This window comes from Shimia sp. NS0008-38b, from assembly GCF_040370365.1.
Taxonomy (GTDB): Bacteria; Pseudomonadota; Alphaproteobacteria; order Rhodobacterales; family Rhodobacteraceae; genus Shimia.
Window position 1 is genome coordinate 481,620 of the sequence record NZ_BAABWQ010000002.1, and the last position, 15,456, is coordinate 497,075.

20 protein-coding genes are annotated in these 15,456 nt (G+C 54.1%); 10 read left to right on the top strand and 10 right to left on the bottom strand.

Annotated features, from left to right (window positions below):
- Window positions 1–227 precede the first annotated feature (227 nt).
- Together ABWV47_RS08390 and accD are read right to left on the bottom strand one after the other, a co-directional pair.
- Entirely contained in the window at window positions 228–1,508 is a 1,281-nt protein-coding gene (locus ABWV47_RS08390; protein ID WP_353310674.1) for a bifunctional folylpolyglutamate synthase/dihydrofolate synthase, read from the bottom strand.
- 93 nt (window positions 1,509–1,601) lie between these two features.
- Window positions 1,602–2,534 carry an acetyl-CoA carboxylase, carboxyltransferase subunit beta gene (accD, locus tag ABWV47_RS08395; RefSeq protein ID WP_353310676.1) on the bottom strand — a complete coding sequence of 311 codons (933 nt, stop codon included), beginning with the start codon at window positions 2,532–2,534 and terminating at the stop codon, window positions 1,602–1,604.
- A gap of 295 nt (window positions 2,535–2,829) precedes the next feature.
- Between accD and ABWV47_RS08400 the strand changes: the two genes are divergently transcribed.
- The 4 genes from ABWV47_RS08400 to ABWV47_RS08415 all read left to right on the top strand — a co-directional run bounded on the left by ABWV47_RS08400 (window position 2,830) and on the right by ABWV47_RS08415 (window position 5,085).
- Window positions 2,830–3,600 carry a DUF6478 family protein gene (locus ABWV47_RS08400; protein WP_353310678.1) on the top strand — a complete coding sequence of 257 codons (771 nt, stop codon included), beginning with the start codon at window positions 2,830–2,832 and terminating at the stop codon, window positions 3,598–3,600.
- Window positions 3,601–3,623: 23 nt separating this feature from the next.
- A complete protein-coding gene (locus ABWV47_RS08405; protein WP_353310680.1) occupies window positions 3,624–4,001 on the top strand; it encodes a hypothetical protein in 378 nt (125 codons plus the stop codon).
- A 65-nt stretch (window positions 4,002–4,066) separates the two neighbouring features.
- Window positions 4,067–4,519, top strand: a complete 453-nt coding sequence (locus ABWV47_RS08410; protein WP_353310682.1) for a potassium channel family protein — start codon at window positions 4,067–4,069, stop codon at window positions 4,517–4,519.
- Window positions 4,520–4,581: 62 nt separating this feature from the next.
- A complete protein-coding gene (locus ABWV47_RS08415; protein ID WP_353310684.1) occupies window positions 4,582–5,085 on the top strand; it encodes a DUF2478 domain-containing protein in 504 nt (167 codons plus the stop codon).
- On the opposite strand, the gene ABWV47_RS08420 is transcribed toward ABWV47_RS08415, so the two are convergent.
- Both ABWV47_RS08420 and ABWV47_RS08425 read right to left on the bottom strand, forming a co-directional pair.
- On the bottom strand, window positions 5,082–6,194 hold the full coding sequence (locus tag ABWV47_RS08420) for an AI-2E family transporter (RefSeq protein ID WP_353310686.1): 1,113 nt from the start codon (window positions 6,192–6,194) through the stop codon (window positions 5,082–5,084). The genes ABWV47_RS08415 and ABWV47_RS08420 overlap by 4 nt on opposite strands.
- Before the next feature lie 68 nt (window positions 6,195–6,262).
- Window positions 6,263–7,030, bottom strand: coding sequence for a sulfite exporter TauE/SafE family protein (locus tag ABWV47_RS08425; protein ID WP_353310688.1), 768 nt, complete (start codon window positions 7,028–7,030; stop codon window positions 6,263–6,265).
- A 142-nt stretch (window positions 7,031–7,172) separates the two neighbouring features.
- On the opposite strand from ABWV47_RS08425, the gene ABWV47_RS08430 reads away from it, so the two are divergent.
- Both ABWV47_RS08430 and ABWV47_RS08435 read left to right on the top strand, forming a co-directional pair.
- On the top strand, window positions 7,173–8,861 hold the full coding sequence (locus ABWV47_RS08430; protein ID WP_353310690.1) for an acyl-CoA dehydrogenase family protein: 1,689 nt from the start codon (window positions 7,173–7,175) through the stop codon (window positions 8,859–8,861).
- 251 nt (window positions 8,862–9,112) lie between these two features.
- On the top strand, window positions 9,113–9,415 hold the full coding sequence (locus tag ABWV47_RS08435) for a hypothetical protein (RefSeq protein ID WP_353310692.1): 303 nt from the start codon (window positions 9,113–9,115) through the stop codon (window positions 9,413–9,415).
- Between the two features lie 4 nt (window positions 9,416–9,419).
- Here ABWV47_RS08435 and ABWV47_RS08440 read toward each other — a convergent pair whose 3' ends face one another.
- Window positions 9,420–9,782 (bottom strand): hypothetical protein, encoded by a 363-nt coding sequence (locus ABWV47_RS08440; protein ID WP_353310694.1) that lies wholly within the window; start codon window positions 9,780–9,782, stop codon window positions 9,420–9,422.
- Between the two features lie 100 nt (window positions 9,783–9,882).
- On the opposite strand from ABWV47_RS08440, the gene ABWV47_RS08445 reads away from it, so the two are divergent.
- Together ABWV47_RS08445 and ABWV47_RS08450 are read left to right on the top strand one after the other, a co-directional pair.
- Window positions 9,883–10,440 carry a TetR/AcrR family transcriptional regulator gene (locus ABWV47_RS08445; protein ID WP_353310696.1) on the top strand — a complete coding sequence of 186 codons (558 nt, stop codon included), beginning with the start codon at window positions 9,883–9,885 and terminating at the stop codon, window positions 10,438–10,440.
- Window positions 10,440–10,844 (top strand): META domain-containing protein, encoded by a 405-nt coding sequence (locus ABWV47_RS08450; protein WP_353310698.1) that lies wholly within the window; start codon window positions 10,440–10,442, stop codon window positions 10,842–10,844. The genes ABWV47_RS08445 and ABWV47_RS08450 overlap by 1 nt, the downstream gene beginning before the upstream one ends.
- Here the strand turns inward: ABWV47_RS08450 and recO are convergent.
- Complete coding sequence (gene recO / locus ABWV47_RS08455; RefSeq protein WP_353310700.1) at window positions 10,819–11,550, bottom strand: DNA repair protein RecO; 732 nt, start codon at window positions 11,548–11,550, stop codon at window positions 10,819–10,821. The two genes, ABWV47_RS08450 and recO, sit on opposite strands and share 26 nt — an antisense overlap.
- A gap of 60 nt (window positions 11,551–11,610) precedes the next feature.
- On the bottom strand, window positions 11,611–11,940 hold the full coding sequence (locus tag ABWV47_RS08460; protein ID WP_353310702.1) for a DUF1491 family protein: 330 nt from the start codon (window positions 11,938–11,940) through the stop codon (window positions 11,611–11,613).
- An 86-nt stretch (window positions 11,941–12,026) separates the two neighbouring features.
- On the opposite strand from ABWV47_RS08460, the gene ABWV47_RS08465 reads away from it, so the two are divergent.
- Window positions 12,027–12,197 carry a hypothetical protein gene (locus tag ABWV47_RS08465; RefSeq protein WP_353310704.1) on the top strand — a complete coding sequence of 57 codons (171 nt, stop codon included), beginning with the start codon at window positions 12,027–12,029 and terminating at the stop codon, window positions 12,195–12,197.
- Here the strand turns inward: ABWV47_RS08465 and era are convergent.
- Window positions 12,178–13,086, bottom strand: coding sequence for a GTPase Era (gene era / locus ABWV47_RS08470; RefSeq protein WP_353310706.1), 909 nt, complete (start codon window positions 13,084–13,086; stop codon window positions 12,178–12,180). The two genes, ABWV47_RS08465 and era, sit on opposite strands and share 20 nt — an antisense overlap.
- A gap of 411 nt (window positions 13,087–13,497) precedes the next feature.
- On the opposite strand from era, the gene ABWV47_RS08475 reads away from it, so the two are divergent.
- Window positions 13,498–13,854 (top strand): thermonuclease family protein, encoded by a 357-nt coding sequence (locus ABWV47_RS08475; protein ID WP_353310708.1) that lies wholly within the window; start codon window positions 13,498–13,500, stop codon window positions 13,852–13,854.
- Between the two features lie 13 nt (window positions 13,855–13,867).
- Here the strand turns inward: ABWV47_RS08475 and rnc are convergent, their stop codons facing one another.
- Window positions 13,868–14,548: a ribonuclease III gene (gene rnc / locus ABWV47_RS08480; protein WP_353310710.1), complete on the bottom strand. Its 681-nt coding sequence runs from the start codon at window positions 14,546–14,548 to the stop codon at window positions 13,868–13,870.
- Between the two features lie 8 nt (window positions 14,549–14,556).
- Window positions 14,557–15,396 carry a signal peptidase I gene (gene lepB, locus ABWV47_RS08485; RefSeq protein WP_353310712.1) on the bottom strand — a complete coding sequence of 280 codons (840 nt, stop codon included), beginning with the start codon at window positions 15,394–15,396 and terminating at the stop codon, window positions 14,557–14,559.
- Window positions 15,397–15,456 lie beyond the last annotated feature (60 nt).

Genomic DNA, 15,456 nt, shown 5'->3' on the forward strand with positions numbered 1-15,456 from the left:
GGCTAGAAACTGATGGCCTCAAGATATTTATAAGGGGGGCATCGAGCCCCCCATTTTTCCTGCCTGCCTGCCTGTCACAAAGTCCCTTACAGACAGCGCTAGAAACCATCCGTCTCGAGAGTCACCTCAAGTATAAGTTTGCTGATTCGAATCAGTCAACCAGATGATTCGGATACGCGAAGCAAAATTGAGAAAGAAATCAGATAAAGTCTCGACCAGCTTGAAACTCAGGCATGATCTTTCAGTATTGAACCTGCCAAATATAGCGATCCGCAAATCACGACACGTGAGTCCGGTGTGGAGCCTGAGATTTCCGAAATTGCGTCGGTAACTGACGGAGCAATATGTGCAGTGAGACCCACTGCGCGTGCATGCTGCGCAGTTTCGGCTGCGGGTAGCGTATTGGCTTCTCCAGGGATTGAAACAGCGTGAAGGCTTTCTGCAACCTGAGAAAGCGGTGTCAGATAGCTTGAGGTATCTTTCGTGTTAAGCATTCCACAAATGAGGTGCGTGGGCTTCTGCGGCATTTCTGAAACTAAGGCAGCCAAAGCCTCGCCAGCTGCTGCATTGTGCCCGCCATCCAACCAAACCTCGGCGGCCGGAGCAGCGTCCAACAAAGGACCACGGCGCAGTCGCTGCATTCGCGCGGGCCATTCCACAGTGCGCATCGCGCCTTCGCAATCCTCAGCTGAACACCCCAAGAACCGCAAAGCAGCTATGGCTGCACCCGCGTTCTGGATCTGGTGCGCCCCCGGCAGTGCGGGCAACGGTAAATCTAACAGACCATTATCATCTTGGAACACCAAGCGGCCAAATTCCCTATGAACGTGCCAGTGTTGGCCGTATGCAAGTACAGGAGCGCCCAATCGGTCGGCTGTGGCTTCGATAACCTCCAATGCCGCATCAGACTGCGGTCCAACCACAACAGGAACCCCGCGTTTGATAATCCCGGCTTTTTCTGCGGCAATCTTTGAAACTGTGTCGCCAAGGAATTGTTCGTGATCAATCGACACCGGAGTGATAATTGTCAGTTCCGGGTCCTCAATCACATTTGTTGCATCCAGCCTTCCTCCAAGCCCGACCTCCAGCAAGGTGTAATCGGCTGCCACACGTGAGAACGCCAACAATGCAGCGCAGGTGGTGATTTCGAAGTATGTGATGTTTTCTCGGTTGTTGGCATCCCAACACTCATCCAAAATTGCAGAAAGTTCGTCCTCAGCAATCAGTTCTCCGGCCAAACGAATTCGCTCGTGGAACCGCGCCAGATGCGGACTTGTATATGCGTGCACACGTTTTCCTGCGACTTCAAGGCCAGCGCGGATCATTGCCTGCGTGCTGCCCTTGCCATTTGTACCAGCCAGATGGATTACGGAGGGTAACTTTTTTTGAGGTTGGTCCAGTGCATTCAAAAGCCGCCACATACGATCCAAAGTGAGGTCAATGATCTTTGGATGAAGAGCCAGCATCCGCTCCAAAATCGCGTCAGATGTTCCTTGGGGGTAGGTCATAAGAATGCTCCGCAACGATTGTTAGGCGTCCAATTCTAGACGTTCTCCCGATAACCAACCGAGAGTCAAAATTCGTCACCAAACTATGGCGTACTAAGTTTCCGCATCGGTGCTGATTTCAGGTGTTGGCGAACTTTCAACCTTCTCTGGTGCGGGCAAATCCCCCTTAACCGCAGGAGGCATGTCCATAAGCATGCGAATAATCGTCACCAGCTCGTCTTTAAGTTCTGTACGTTTGGTCACACGATCCAACATGCCATGATCCAACAGATATTCTGCGCGCTGAAAACCTTCTGGCAACTGCTCACCGATGGTCTGCTGAATCACGCGCGGCCCGGCAAAACAAATCAAAGCATTGGGTTCGGAAATTTGCACATCACCGAGCATCGCGTATGACGCAGTCACGCCTCCGGTAGTCGGGTGGGTAAGCACGACTATATATGGCAACCCGGCCTCTTTCAGCATTTGAACTGCAACTGTCGTCCGCGGCATTTGCATCAGCGACAGAATGCCCTCCTGCATGCGCGCTCCGCCAGCAGCGGAAAAGAGCACCAATGGACGCTTCAACGCGACAGCGCGTTCAGCAGCGGCAATGATCGCATTGCCCACGTACATGCCCATAGAGCCGCCCATGAAAGCGAAATCTTGGCATGCGGCGATGATTGGAGTGCGACCGATCTCTCCTTCTGCAACCAGCATTGCCTCTTTCTCGCCGTTCTTTTTTTGCGCGGCCTTCATGCGTTCTGGGTATTTTTTCTGATCCCGAAATTGTAGCGGGTCTGCAACCGGTTCTGGCACATCAACTTCTAAAAACACACCACCATCAAACAACGCTTCAAAACGATCCCTCGCAGTGATGGCCATATGGTGCCCACACTGTGTGCAAACGTTCTGGTTTCCCTTGAGTTCTCGGTGGAACAACATTGTACCGCACTCATTACATTTGGTCCAAAGGTTGTCCGGCACCTCTCGGCGGGAAAAGATCGAGTTGATCCGCGGGCGAACGTAGTTGGTGATCCAGTTCATGTGAGCTCGGTCCTTTGGCTTCTAATCCCCGATGAAATAGGATGCTGGGCCAAGAAATGCAATCAGGGACAATCGTAGCCACCCCTGTTTTTGAACCGTTGCCGACACCGTGCAACGATCTGAATTGCGGGTGCGGCGAAGACATCTATCAAAGATATCCAACAACGCATCCGTTCCAAAGTTGAAATCACGAAAAAGGGCGTTTGTCTCATCGCAACCAATTGGGTAAATAATAGAAAATCGGGACGGTTATCGTTTCGCACATGGAAACAATCGGCAGGATCTCATAGGCGCAATGGCACGAAGCACACGCTTTCTTCAGCAGGTCTTTCAATCCGGCTTGTCGCGGTACTGGGCGCGCAATGCTCGAAAAGCCTCGCAACAAGATTTGGCAACGTTGCGTCGACAGCGTCGAAGAGCACGCGCTTTGCGCCAACACTTGGACACCGTGATTTCTGTTGCGGAGAGTCGTTTGGCTCTCCCTATCATTGGATCAAACGCCTTTCCCAAACCACATGGTACTGATTGGTCATGGCGCCCAAACCTTTGGCGTGAACCAATCCCCTCGAAAGGACATGCTGCGGTTGAAAACAAAGAGATGCTTGGTGATGAAGTTACCTTGTTTCACGATTGCCGTATTTCCGAGCTTACGCTCCGGCAACTGCGAAACCGGCGGGAAAAAGACCTCGCCCCATTTGGGCTGCGCATGGACGTGTTCAGATTTGACGGTTCATTCCTTTCTTTGGTGATCGACATGCCACCAGAGGCCGTGGCGGGTCTGCGCCGCGAACATGTGGTGCGGATGGACACAATCGTAGAGATGGAAAAACCTCTCGAAATCTTCGCACGCTTGAATATTCGACATGGTCCCAACACCGAACAAATCGTGCGAGAACTGCCGCTAAAAGCTGAGGACATTCGCGTAGAATTTGATCTTGCCTACTCAAACCTCAATGAAAAGCGGGTTGAAAAAATGTGGATCGACTTAATTTTCGAAGGTCCCGAGATGAACCAAGTGGTGCTACGAGACGTGACCTTCTCACGCCGCCCACGCGCTGAATTCTAAACCAAGCTAAAAAGGACATTCTCATGAGCGAACTAACGCTGACAAAGACCCGTCTTTTTGAAGGCATGTGGGAAGGAGCACTCACCTATAAGGGTGATACAGGCCCCGATCCGCAGGTGGAAGTCACATACCTTGGAGATGATGTGGACGGCTGCGAAGTCGCATTGTCGGACGCACCTGGAACCTGGCGTTTGCGTTTTCCTGTTCCAAAAGAAAGCCTCTCTGATGGCGTACAGACAATCATTGTAACAAACAAGGCAACTGGCGAACGCCTGAATTCCCTAAGCTTTATTGCAGGCGAAGCCTTGGCGGATGATTTGCGGGCGGAAATTGACCTGCTGCGCGCCGAACTTGATATGCTCAAACGGGCGTTTCGCAGGCACTGCGTCGAAACAATGTAGCGGTCCGACTCTGCTTGCAAGATTTAGGGCACCAATACAAACCTGCCCCACAATGAAAGAGCGCCATGACACCGGACTTATTTGCCATGAGCCAACCGCAGCAATTGCTTTGGGGTACCATCGTTTTGAGCGCTTGCGCTATCATTCATGTCGGCCTCTTAGCGTTTATGGTCGAAGCGTTAGAAAAGATCGGCCAATGGATCACCCATAAAGGACGCTTCATGCGCACCGCGATCCTGACCGGCTCAGCGTTTGGAATGATCGTGGGGTCACATACAGTGCAAGTATGGCTGTGGGCCTACGTCCTGATTTACATGGGCGCATTTGAGCACCTCTACAATGCACTATATTTTTCGCTCGTTACATATACCACTGTAGGATACGGCGATGTGGTCTTGCCCGTTGGCTTCAGAGTTTTTGGCGCTTTTGGAGGTGTCACGGGTATTCTGTGCTTCGGCATTTCAACTGCGTTTCTCGTATCGTTGATTGGCCGATTGCTACCTCGATCTCTAAAGTGAATCACATCAAGATACGAACTTGCTTTGCTTGAATTTGGCGTTTGGCACCTTAAAATCTGATCATGATGAAAATTGCATACACAATGGCCCATGGCCGCGGGGAATTGGACCTTTTGCTTGCGGATTTCGCAGAGCGCTTGGAGTCACGCGGCCTTAAGGCGCGCGGGATCGTGCAGACCAACACTGGCTGCGAAATTGAAGGACGGTGCGATATGGACGTCCGCGTCCTACCAAATGGTCCCGTCATCCGCATTTCCCAAGATCTCGGCAAAGCGGCACGTGGATGTCGCTTAGATCCAGATGCAATGGCCACCGCAATCAATGAAGTTTCGCGTACGTTGTCCGAGCCTTTCGATGTTTTTGTTCTAAATAAATTTGGAAAACAAGAATCTGAGGGACGCGGTTTTCGCGACCTGCTGGCAGAGGCTCTGTCAAGCGGCGCGACTGTTATTGCCGGAACAAACCCACTGAATGCTCAGGTTTTTGAAGAGTTTTCAGGAGGACTAGCGACTCAGGTACCCGCGAACATTGACGCTCTATTGGACTGGTATGATGACGTGAACTAAACCCTACCGTCGCGACCGTTCTTCGGAGTGGGTGTCGCACTCGTCGCTGGCACCTCTCCGTTGTTTGTTAGCATAATCGCAATAGGGCGTGTGGTCTTAAAGAAAGACATTATCGTCATGATTGCAGAGGTTAAGATTACCGACAAAATCGCGCCGATCAGCCCCCAAATGGCAGCCCAGGCTGCCAATGATACCATTACAATGACCGGGCTCAGGTTCATGGAGCGCCCCATCAAGCGTGGTTCCCAGAAATATCCGACAACGAATTGTGCCGCGCAAAGCGCCGCGAACATCAAAAACACATTCATTTCGATGCCCCAGGCTCCAACAGCAAAGAGCATCGGCAGAGCCAATGCGACCCACGAGCCGACATAGGGGATGTAGTTGAAGATCGCAGTTACAACAGCAAAGAACGCAGCAAACTCCAATCCAAATAGCAAGAATATCACCCAACAGACCAACCCTAAGATCGCGTTGATCAGGGTTTTTGTGGTGAAGTAGGTGCCTATTTGATCCGTGATCAGGTCAATTGTGTGCCAGACACTTTTGCGTCCCCTTTCATCCGGGACGATGGCAGCGACCTTAACTGCAATACTGTCGCGTTCGATAAGGAACAAGATTGCATAAAGGAACACTAGAGCCAGATACCCTGCTGAATAACTCAAGGAGTTCACGGTCAATCTGATCAATTGCTGTACATCAATATTGTCGAAGATCAGGCGATCCACTGATTGCCATGTCAGCTCGAACTCGACATCAAATCTGCCGGCAATCTCAGACACAGTTGCCGAGAGACTCGCCAAATATGCGGGCATCGCCCTGACCACTGGATCGAGATTGCGCGCAAAGAAGCTAATCAAAACAGCCAGCAGAATGAATAGAACGACGGTTGTAAGTCCCATACGCATCCACGGCGGGACAAGGGTGGCATAGAACGGAAGTCGGGACATCCCCCGAGAGATACCGTCCATAAGAAAGGCCAGCAACGCGCCTATCACTATCGGAACCAGAATCGCTTGCGCCGCGTTTAGAAACCACCCAACCGCTATCGTTGCCAGAATGGAAAGGCTTACAGAAGCAACGCGCAAAGACATATTGGTTTCAGACACGTGCTCCATCCTTTTGGCTCAACCAAAGGCATCCTAACGCAATGACGAACATGGGCAAGTGTGTCGCCCTACCCCATGAGCCCTCTGCGGATGAGATTGGCTGACGCAAAAAGAAGGACCAACAGGGTTGCCTGTCGGAACCGATTCTGATCGATGCGTTCAGACAACTGCCCGCCGAGCCACATTCCAGCGATTGCGGGTAAAACTAGCATCAGAGAAAACGGGGCGGAACTGACGGTCACGACACCGGATCCAATATGCGACAAAACCAGTACGATTGCACCGAGGCCGTAAATCACCCCCTGCACGCGCATCTGTTCGGTCTTTTCAGTACCGAGTGCTGTCAGATAGGTCACCGTAGGCGGTCCCCAAACCCCTGACACCCCACCAATGGCCCCGGCGATAATACCGACTGAGATTTCCCCCCTAGGTGATGGTTTGGAAATTTTGATGGGTCGCCCCAAAAGTTGAAGCAACGAGAACAAAGCCACAGGCACGCCTATGATCAACAGCAACACATCGCTGGGCAGAACGCGCACTAACTGGGCACTCAAGACCAAACAAATGCCACCTGCGATCATGAAACGACGGAATCGTACAATCGAATGCCACGCCGCAGCATAACCTTGCCGAAGCGACTGAATGACATTGGTCACGAGCGTTGGGGCCATCAACCCGGCCAAAGCCAATTCAGGTGACAAGAATGAGCTCAAGCCGGATATGAGAATCATGGGCATGCCGAAACCGACGATACCTTTGATAAAGCCCGCCAAAATCGCTACGAGCGTCGACAAAATCATGACCCCGAAGGGGAGCGTTGGGAGAAGAAAATCCATTCCTCGATATAGACCTTACCCCCAAGGACAGCAAATCTCAGTCGCGAAATAAACAACTAAAATGTCGCATCAATTGGTATTTTTGTTGCGCTGCAACTGCAGAGGAATTATGTCACACTGCAGAAACAGAGGGTTTGGACCTATGGCGCATGATGGACAGGATTTGGCGATGACAACTTCGGTGATTCTACCCGACCTCTTGAAGCTGACAGGCGCGGCTGTTGCGCCGGTGGAAAGCATTCTTGAGACCGCGATTGCGCGGGTGAAAGAGACTGTATCTGAAAACGGCAGAGTCTCCGGCAAACTCATCGAACATCACCAGACGGCGGCACATGGCTTGAGCTGGCTCGCCACCTATGCGCAGTCGTTGAAACAAATGCAGGCCTGGGCGGAAAAACTGCAAAACGAAGGCAAGTTTGGCGAGGTTGAGCAGATCATCCACCAAATCGCGTTTGGCGAATACCTTTGGCAGGTCTACGGCGGCATTCCGATGAGCCAAGGCGAGATTGTGCGCCTGCAAGATCTCGGGCTTGCCCAAGATGAGATGCGCGGTTTGATGATCCCTGAGGTCATGACGCTCTGCGAAAAAGGCAACTCGCAAGACGCACGCATGCGGTTGGTCGAACTGATGCAGGAGCAAGCGGCAAACCTGACTGTGGGTGCATCCGGGCTGGATGAAGAATTGGAGATGATCCGCGAACAGTTCCGCCGATTTGCGGTGGATCGCGTCGAACCACATGCACATGAATGGCACCTCAAAGATGAGCTCATTCCAATGGAAATCATTGAAGAGCTTGCAGAAATGGGTGTGTTTGGCCTGACCATCCCGGAAGAATACGGCGGATTTGGCTTGTCCAAAGCCAGCATGGTTGTTGTCTCTGAAGAGCTGTCACGTGGCTATATCGGTGTCGGCTCGCTAGGTACCCGGTCCGAGATCGCGGCGGAGCTGATCCTTTGCGGCGGCACCGAAGAGCAGAAACAGAATTGGTTGCCCAAACTGTCGAGCGCAGAGATCCTGCCGACTGCGGTATTTACGGAGCCGAACACCGGTTCTGATCTTGGGAGCCTGCGGGCACGTGCCGTGAAGGGGGAGGACGGCAACTGGGAGGTCACGGGCAACAAAACATGGATCACCCACGCTGCGCGCACCCAGGTCATGACACTCTTGGCACGCACCAACCCGGACTCTGAAGACCACCGTGGGCTGTCGATGTTCCTCGCGGAAAAGACGCCCGGTACCGACGAAAATCCCTTCCCAACCGACGGCATGACCGGCGGTGAAATTGAGGTTCTGGGCTATCGCGGAATGAAGGAATATGAGCTGGCGTTTGACGGTTTCAAAGTCAAAGGTGAAAACCTTCTTGGCGGCGAAGAAGGCAAAGGTTTCAAGCAGTTGATGGAAACGTTTGAGTCCGCACGCATCCAAACTGCGGCGCGTGCCATTGGCGTGGCCCAGTCTGCGCTGGATGTGGGGATGCAATACGGCATCGACCGCAAACAATTTGGCAAATCGCTGATCAATTTCCCACGTGTCGCAGGGAAACTGGCGATGATGGCTGTGGAGATCATGATTGCACGCCAATTGACCTATTTCTCTGCTTGGGAAAAAGACAACGGTCATCGGTGTGATCTTGAAGCCGGTATGGCCAAGCTCTTGGGCGCACGTGTGGCGTGGGCCGCAGCGGACAATGCCCTACAAATTCATGGGGGTAACGGATTTGCACTGGAATACAGCGTGAGCCGTATCCTGTGTGATGCGCGCATTCTCAACATCTTTGAAGGTGCGGCGGAAATCCAAGCGCAAGTGATTGCACGTCGTCTGCTAAGCTGACATCCGCTCTCAGTTGGCCAGCAAACAACGGCGCGGCTCCTCTCGGAGCCGCGTTTTTTTTGTGGCAATCGTTAAGGTGCAATCCCACCCGAAATCACGACATTGGTATCGCGTCGGTATCACGTCGGTATTGCGTTGGTGGCAAATTCGCAGCAGGCTTTGCACATGCAGCAGTGAACAGAGCGCGCACGCAACGCAGCTTTTGCGCAACGCGGCTGCATCGAGAGTACCATGCCAAGCGGGAGGAATTCATGCGCAGCATAACAATCACCTACGACTACGATGGCGACGACATGGCCTGGGTCGGCGCCTGCGAAGCGTTCATCAATGCGGTTGGCAATGATCCGCAAGCACAGGGGTTTTCCTATCAGGTTGCCGTGGCGGACAATGGCTTGACCCGAGTCCATTGGGGCCGGTGGGACAGCGAGGCCACGCTCCGCCACGTTCAGGCGCAAGAGTATTTCACAACCTTTGCGGAGAAAGTGCGCCAGTTTGCTGATGGCCCTCCCACAACGATCAGCGCGGATATCCGCGATCACACGGCAAATTGGTGACTGCCTAGCGGCGCTGGCGCAGCAAGCCCAGCAGCATGACAACAGGGATCAATAAGAAAATTATCCACTGCGGCATGACCCAGAGCGTTCCCAACAACGTTGCGCCATAGAAGATAAACAAAAATGCAAACAAGACTTGAACGGCACCGATGGTAACCGCCAACGCCGTGTTGGCATTGTGAGCAAGCCATAGACAGCCCAAGGCAAACACCAACAAGATGGCCGTGATCGCGTGCCACAGCACAGCGCCTATTGCACGCACGTCCTCTGGCAGCGCGCTTGCTTGAATAACATGGTGAATTTCCGGGCCGCCCATAAACACGTGGACTCCGGTGGTGAGAAACAAGAGCGCGGCTGCGGCTGTCATCCATGGGTTTAGTTTCAATTTTTCATTCCATACGGCTGCGTATGTTTGTGTTTATCAACCTGCCCCTTGTCAGAGTCAATACGCATGCGTATGGATGGTTATGGCGAAGAGATTATCAAAGGAAGACTGGCTGCGCGCAGGGTTTGTCGCGTTGACAGAAACCGGCCCCAAGGCGCTCAAGGCGGAACCGTTGGCCCGGCGTCTGAACACGACAAAAGGGTCTTTTTATTGGCACTTTGAGGATGTGCCGGCGTTTCATTCTGCGCTTATGACGCTTTGGGAAACACGCGCGTATGCGGAAATCGTGGCCATGGTGGACCGAGAGGACACCGCGGTGCGCAAATTGCGCACGTTGGCCCAAATTGCCGGATCGGGTGCACCGGAGGAATTTGGTGGTATGGCGCTGGAACCTGCGATCCGCGCATGGGCACGCGAAAGCAAGGCGGTGGCCGCAGCGGTGACACAGGTTGACCAGAAACGCATGGCTTATGTGCAGGCGCTGTTTGAAGCCATGGGCTTGACCAATCCAGAGTTGACCCGCGTGCTCTATGCCGCCTTTGTGGGTATGGAAGACCTTGCGGCCCGAGACGGTGTGGACAACGCTCCTGCTTTGGGAACATTGGTAGATTTGATTTTGGCATTACATGAGGCGGATTGATGAGACGGGTATTTTCGACAGCTTTGGTGGCGTTGGGTTTGGCAAGTTGCGGCCCCACGGAAACGGTGACCCAATACGGCGGTGATGCGTACAACTGGCGTCTAACAGAGCTGGACGGCACATCAGTGGACTACGACGCGACGCTGGAATTGTCTGACGGTGGTAACGTTGACGGCGCAGGGCCTTGTAACGGATTTTCGGGTTCACAAAGCAAACCCTACCCATGGATCGCCATCCAGATCGACTTTGTTCAAGAGGTCTATTGCTCCGACATTGATGACGAAGAGCTCTATCTCGCGGCCTTATTGGAGATGACTTTGGTCGAAGTCTCTGGGGCAACGATGGTTTTGAGCAATGATGCAGGGCGTGAGATGGTGTTCAGCGGGATTTCATCTGACGGCTGAGACGATCGATAAAGTGGCCGCGTGCATCAGGCACCGGCCTGTTTCCAAGATCAGGCGCCAGCTTTTCCGACAGGAAATGGCCTGTGGTGGCCAGCGCCAAGAGGATATCCTCGTCGCTGGCTGCACCTTCCCCTCGCATCACCTCAGGCAGGGGCAGCAGTCGGTTGGCCCACTCCCCTGCACCATCGGCTGAGACAGCGCGGCCCGATTTTGGCGATACATAAATCAAGTCCTGAGTGCTGCCGGTGACCGCACATTCCGTAAGATCGAGCCCATAGCCAAGATCTGTCAACAGGGCCATCTCCCACTGTAGATAGGCCAGCGGCCAGATGTCATTCTGCCCCAAAAGATCAAGCAACTGTACGCTTTGCGTATAAAGTGCTGGGTGAGGCTCGCGATCTGGCAGGCAGAAGATCAAGAGCGCGGTCACCGCATTCAAGCCAGCAAGAGCAAGCCGGTCGCCGAGCACCGCTGACCGTGCACGCAGCGGCTCAACGGTAAAGGCCCCGATGTGATCGGAAAGGCGTGCGCGCCACGCAAGATCAAGCTGGCCGCCCGGCTGCAGAATCGGGGTCATTTTGCGGCTGATACCGCCGCGTACAATACCCGCGTGCCGCCCGTGCGCCGCGCTGAACACCTCTAGGATCACCGAGGTTTCCCCATGTTTGCGTGTGCTGAGCACAAAGCCCTGATCGCGCCAATCCATCATCCACTCCTTGGGCTTAGGAAACCCGCTGTGGCCGCGAAAGGAAAGCGGATTGTTGGCTTAATCTGACAGGCCAGGCTCATCCAAAAGATGACGGCCTTGGCGGTCTTCAACTTCAATCACCCACGCGTCGGGATCAAAGCCGCGCTGACGTGCAAGAGTGGCGTCCACCTCAGCCTCGTCTCCTTCTGCCAGCACCACCCATTGCCGGGCTCCGGTCATCAGGTCAAAACTGCGCTGATACACGGTGGCCTTGCCGTCCAATGTGTTGAGCTTCACGAGCACAGCGCCGGCTGTGTCATCCCCATGCGCCACCACAAATGCCGGGATATCGGCCAGACGGAGCCGCGACAAATAGGCATGCACCCAAAAATCAGCCGTTAAACGCATGACAAGCTTTTAAACCCAAGGTAGTAGAAAACACCCGCATTACGCGAACTATGAATTTATTTAAGTTGTTAAGATTGGATATGATCATGCCGTGGCTTGTAAGGCTTCTTTTTCTGGCGGCAGTGGTATTGATTGCGATGTCCGCCAGCGGAGTACTCAACCCCAAAACGCTGCCAGCCGCCCCTATCGCCGTTGCGGTTTTGGCGCTGACTGCCGTAATTTGGGGCGTGTTGGCCCTCATGCGTTCCCGTCGCTGAAGTTGAGCCCCATTTCGGAATAGCGTTCTTTCTCTTCCAGCCAATTGGGGCGTACTTTCACTTGCAAGAACAGATGAATACGGCGCCCCATAAACTCTTCAAGTTCTTCACGTGCCGCCTTTGACACCGCCTTGATGGTTTCGCCTTTGTTGCCCAGCACGATGCCTTTGTGGCCGTCACGCATCACATAGATCATCTGGTCCACACGGGCAGAGCCGTCTTTGCGCTCCTCCCAGTGTTCCGTTTCTACGGTCATCTGGTAGGGCAGTTCCTGATGCAGGCGCAGCGTCAATTTTTCACGCGTGATTTCAGCCGCGATCATGCGCATCGGCAAATCTGCAATTTGATCCTCTGGGTAGAGCCACGGTCCTTCGGGCAACTCTTTGGCCAACCAAGACTTCAGGTCAGCACAGCCAAAACCTTTTTCTGCGGAAATCATGAAGGTGTCGACAAATTTGAAGCGGTCGTTGAGATCTTTGGTCAGCGCCAGCAGCACGTCCGATTTCACCCGGTCAATTTTGTTGATCGCCAGCGCAACCCGGCGACCTTCGCCAAATTCTTGCAGACGCTCCAGAATGGCCTCGACACCTTTGGTCACGCCGCGGTGGGCCTCAACCATCATCACAATCACGTCGGCATCCGCCGCGCCCCCCCAGGCGGCGGCCACCATGGCGCGGTCCAGACGACGGCGCGGGGCAAACAGGCCGGGCGTATCAACAAACACCAGTTGGCTGTCCCCTTCGATGGCCACACCGCGGATACGGGCGCGCGTGGTCTGCACCTTATGCGTCACAATCGAGACCTTCGCCCCCACCATTTGGTTGGTGAGTGTGGATTTGCCCGCATTGGGCTCTCCGATCAGGGCGACGAATCCGGCGCGTTTGGTCATGGGTTTTGGCCTTTGTGAGTCAACGATGACTGGTTAAGGGGCGTCTGTAGCGGAAATTGAGCGCAGGGGCTAGGGGCGTGATGTGCATGGGCGATATGCGGGAGCGCTGTGGCCACCTCGATGCGCGGCAAACCCAGAAACTTGGACGTAAATCTCGCCACTTGAACGGGGATTGTTCCTGATGCAGAGTGATGGAATTCTGCTTTTGATTGAAAATTGATGTTAATTAAATTTTTGAAAGCCCTATTCAGGTCTCCACCTCGACGGGCCTCCTACCAAACGAAGCGGCCAGTTTCCCCGGCCAAGCCCGTGGTGCGAGGCTCCCGTAGCTCTAAAGGCAGACATCGCCCCGATGAGACTACAAAACCAACATCAACACCTGCAAAGAAACAACTCGTCGGAAAATGCTATGTGATTGATGGCGACACCATCGTCATCAACAAAGTACATATCCGCCTGTTTGGAATAGACGCACCGGAGATAGATCAACCCTATGGGAAAAAGGCAAAATGGGCGGTGGTTGCGCTGACGAAGGGCAGAACCGTCACAGCCAATTTGCTTCCCGATAGCAGCTATGACCGTGTTGTGGCCCATTGCGTGCTTGATGACGGCACCGATATAAGCGCCGAGTTGGTGAAGCAGGGTTTAGCGCTGGATTGGGCAAAATTTTCAGGCGGAGCATACCGAGACATGGAAACCGACGGAGCGCGTAAAAAACTCTGGCGCGTCGCGGCCAAACACAAAGGCAAGCTGCGCCCCGGCGTTTGAGCACAGACTTAGCCTACTGGCTCACCTGATCCAGCAGTGCCTTAGCCGCCGCCTGTTCTGCTTTGCGTTTGGAGTTGTCGGTGGCCTCTGCAGAGGTGCCGTTCTCAAGCTTAGCGGCAATTGTGAACACCGGCGCATGATCCGGGCCGGAGCGCTTCACCAGCTCGTAGCTGGGAGGCGGCAATTTACGCGCTTGAGCCCATTCCTGAAGACTGGTTTTCGGGTCGCGTGCGTCTGCTTCCACAGATTTCACGCGGTCACCCCAAAGACGCAGGATCAGCGCCTTGGCGACGTCAAAGCCTCCGTCGCGAAACACAGCCGCCAGCACAGCTTCCATAGCATCGCCCAACAAGGCCTGCTTGCGGCGTCCACCGGACATCATTTCAGACCGGCCCAGTTTCAGCGCCTCACCCAAGTTGATCTCGCGCGCGATATCAGCGCAGGTTTCTTTGCGCACCAACGCGTTGAAACGTGGTGCAAGCGTGCCCTCGGCAGCGGATTTGTCATGTTCCAGAAGCGCTTCGGACATCACGAGCCCAAGCACACGGTCTCCCAAAAACTCCAACCGTTGGTTGTCCTGACGGGTGGGAGAGGACATGGACGAGTGGGTCACGGCGCGCACCAGCAGTTCGGGGCGGGAAAATTTGTGCCCCAATCGCGACTCGAGCGCCTTCAGTTCAGCAGATAGCTTCACGCGATCCCTCACTCGACCCCTTTGAAAAAGCGGTCACCACGCCATGTCCAGAAGGCAAACATAGAGCGGCCAGCAGAGGAGAACATAATGCGATCCGCGCGGCCAATCAGGTTTTCATAAGGCACAAAGCCAACGCCACGTGCGGATTGCGGCACACGGCTGTCGGTGGAGTTGTCGCGATTGTCACCCATGAAGAAAAAGTGGCCATCGGGCACTGTGTAGACGCCGGTGTGATCAGATTGCTGATCGGTGATGTTCAGCGTGCTGTATGTGACGCCATTTGGCATGGTTTCAACGATGCGAGACTTTGCGCACACGCCGCCATCGCCAACCGGGCCATTTTCACAACGCGGGCGGTGACCTTGCGGACCTTGGGGGCCATATTCTTCGGTGAACACGCCCCCGTCTTCGCGCTTGACGGCTTTGCCATTGATCAGAAGCGCACCGTTTTTGACCTGAATTTTGTCACCGGGCAGACCAACCAAACGTTTGATAAAGTCAAAGCCCGTCACAGGGTGGCGGAAGACCACCACATCGCCACGTTCGGGATCCCCCCCCAGAATGCGGTCGTTGTTGCCTTTGCCAAGCCAACCGCAGATGTCTTCTGCGTCCACATTCAGGCCGACGGCGGGAATACGCACCGACGGGCAGGAGGCGTAAGAGTAGCCGTAGGTCATCTTATTGACGAAGAGGAAGTCCCCGATCAGAAGGGTGTCTTTCATCGATCCAGACGGAATCCAGAACGGCTGAAAAAACAGGGTGCGAAACACCCCTGCGATCAGCAGCGCCCAGAAAATCGTTTTGATGGTCTCGACAATGCCGCTCTCACTTTTGGCGTTTTCGGCCATTTGGGTCTCTCTCCGCTCGAATTGGCTACCGTTTTTGGTCTGGGATTACATGCGGGTGCG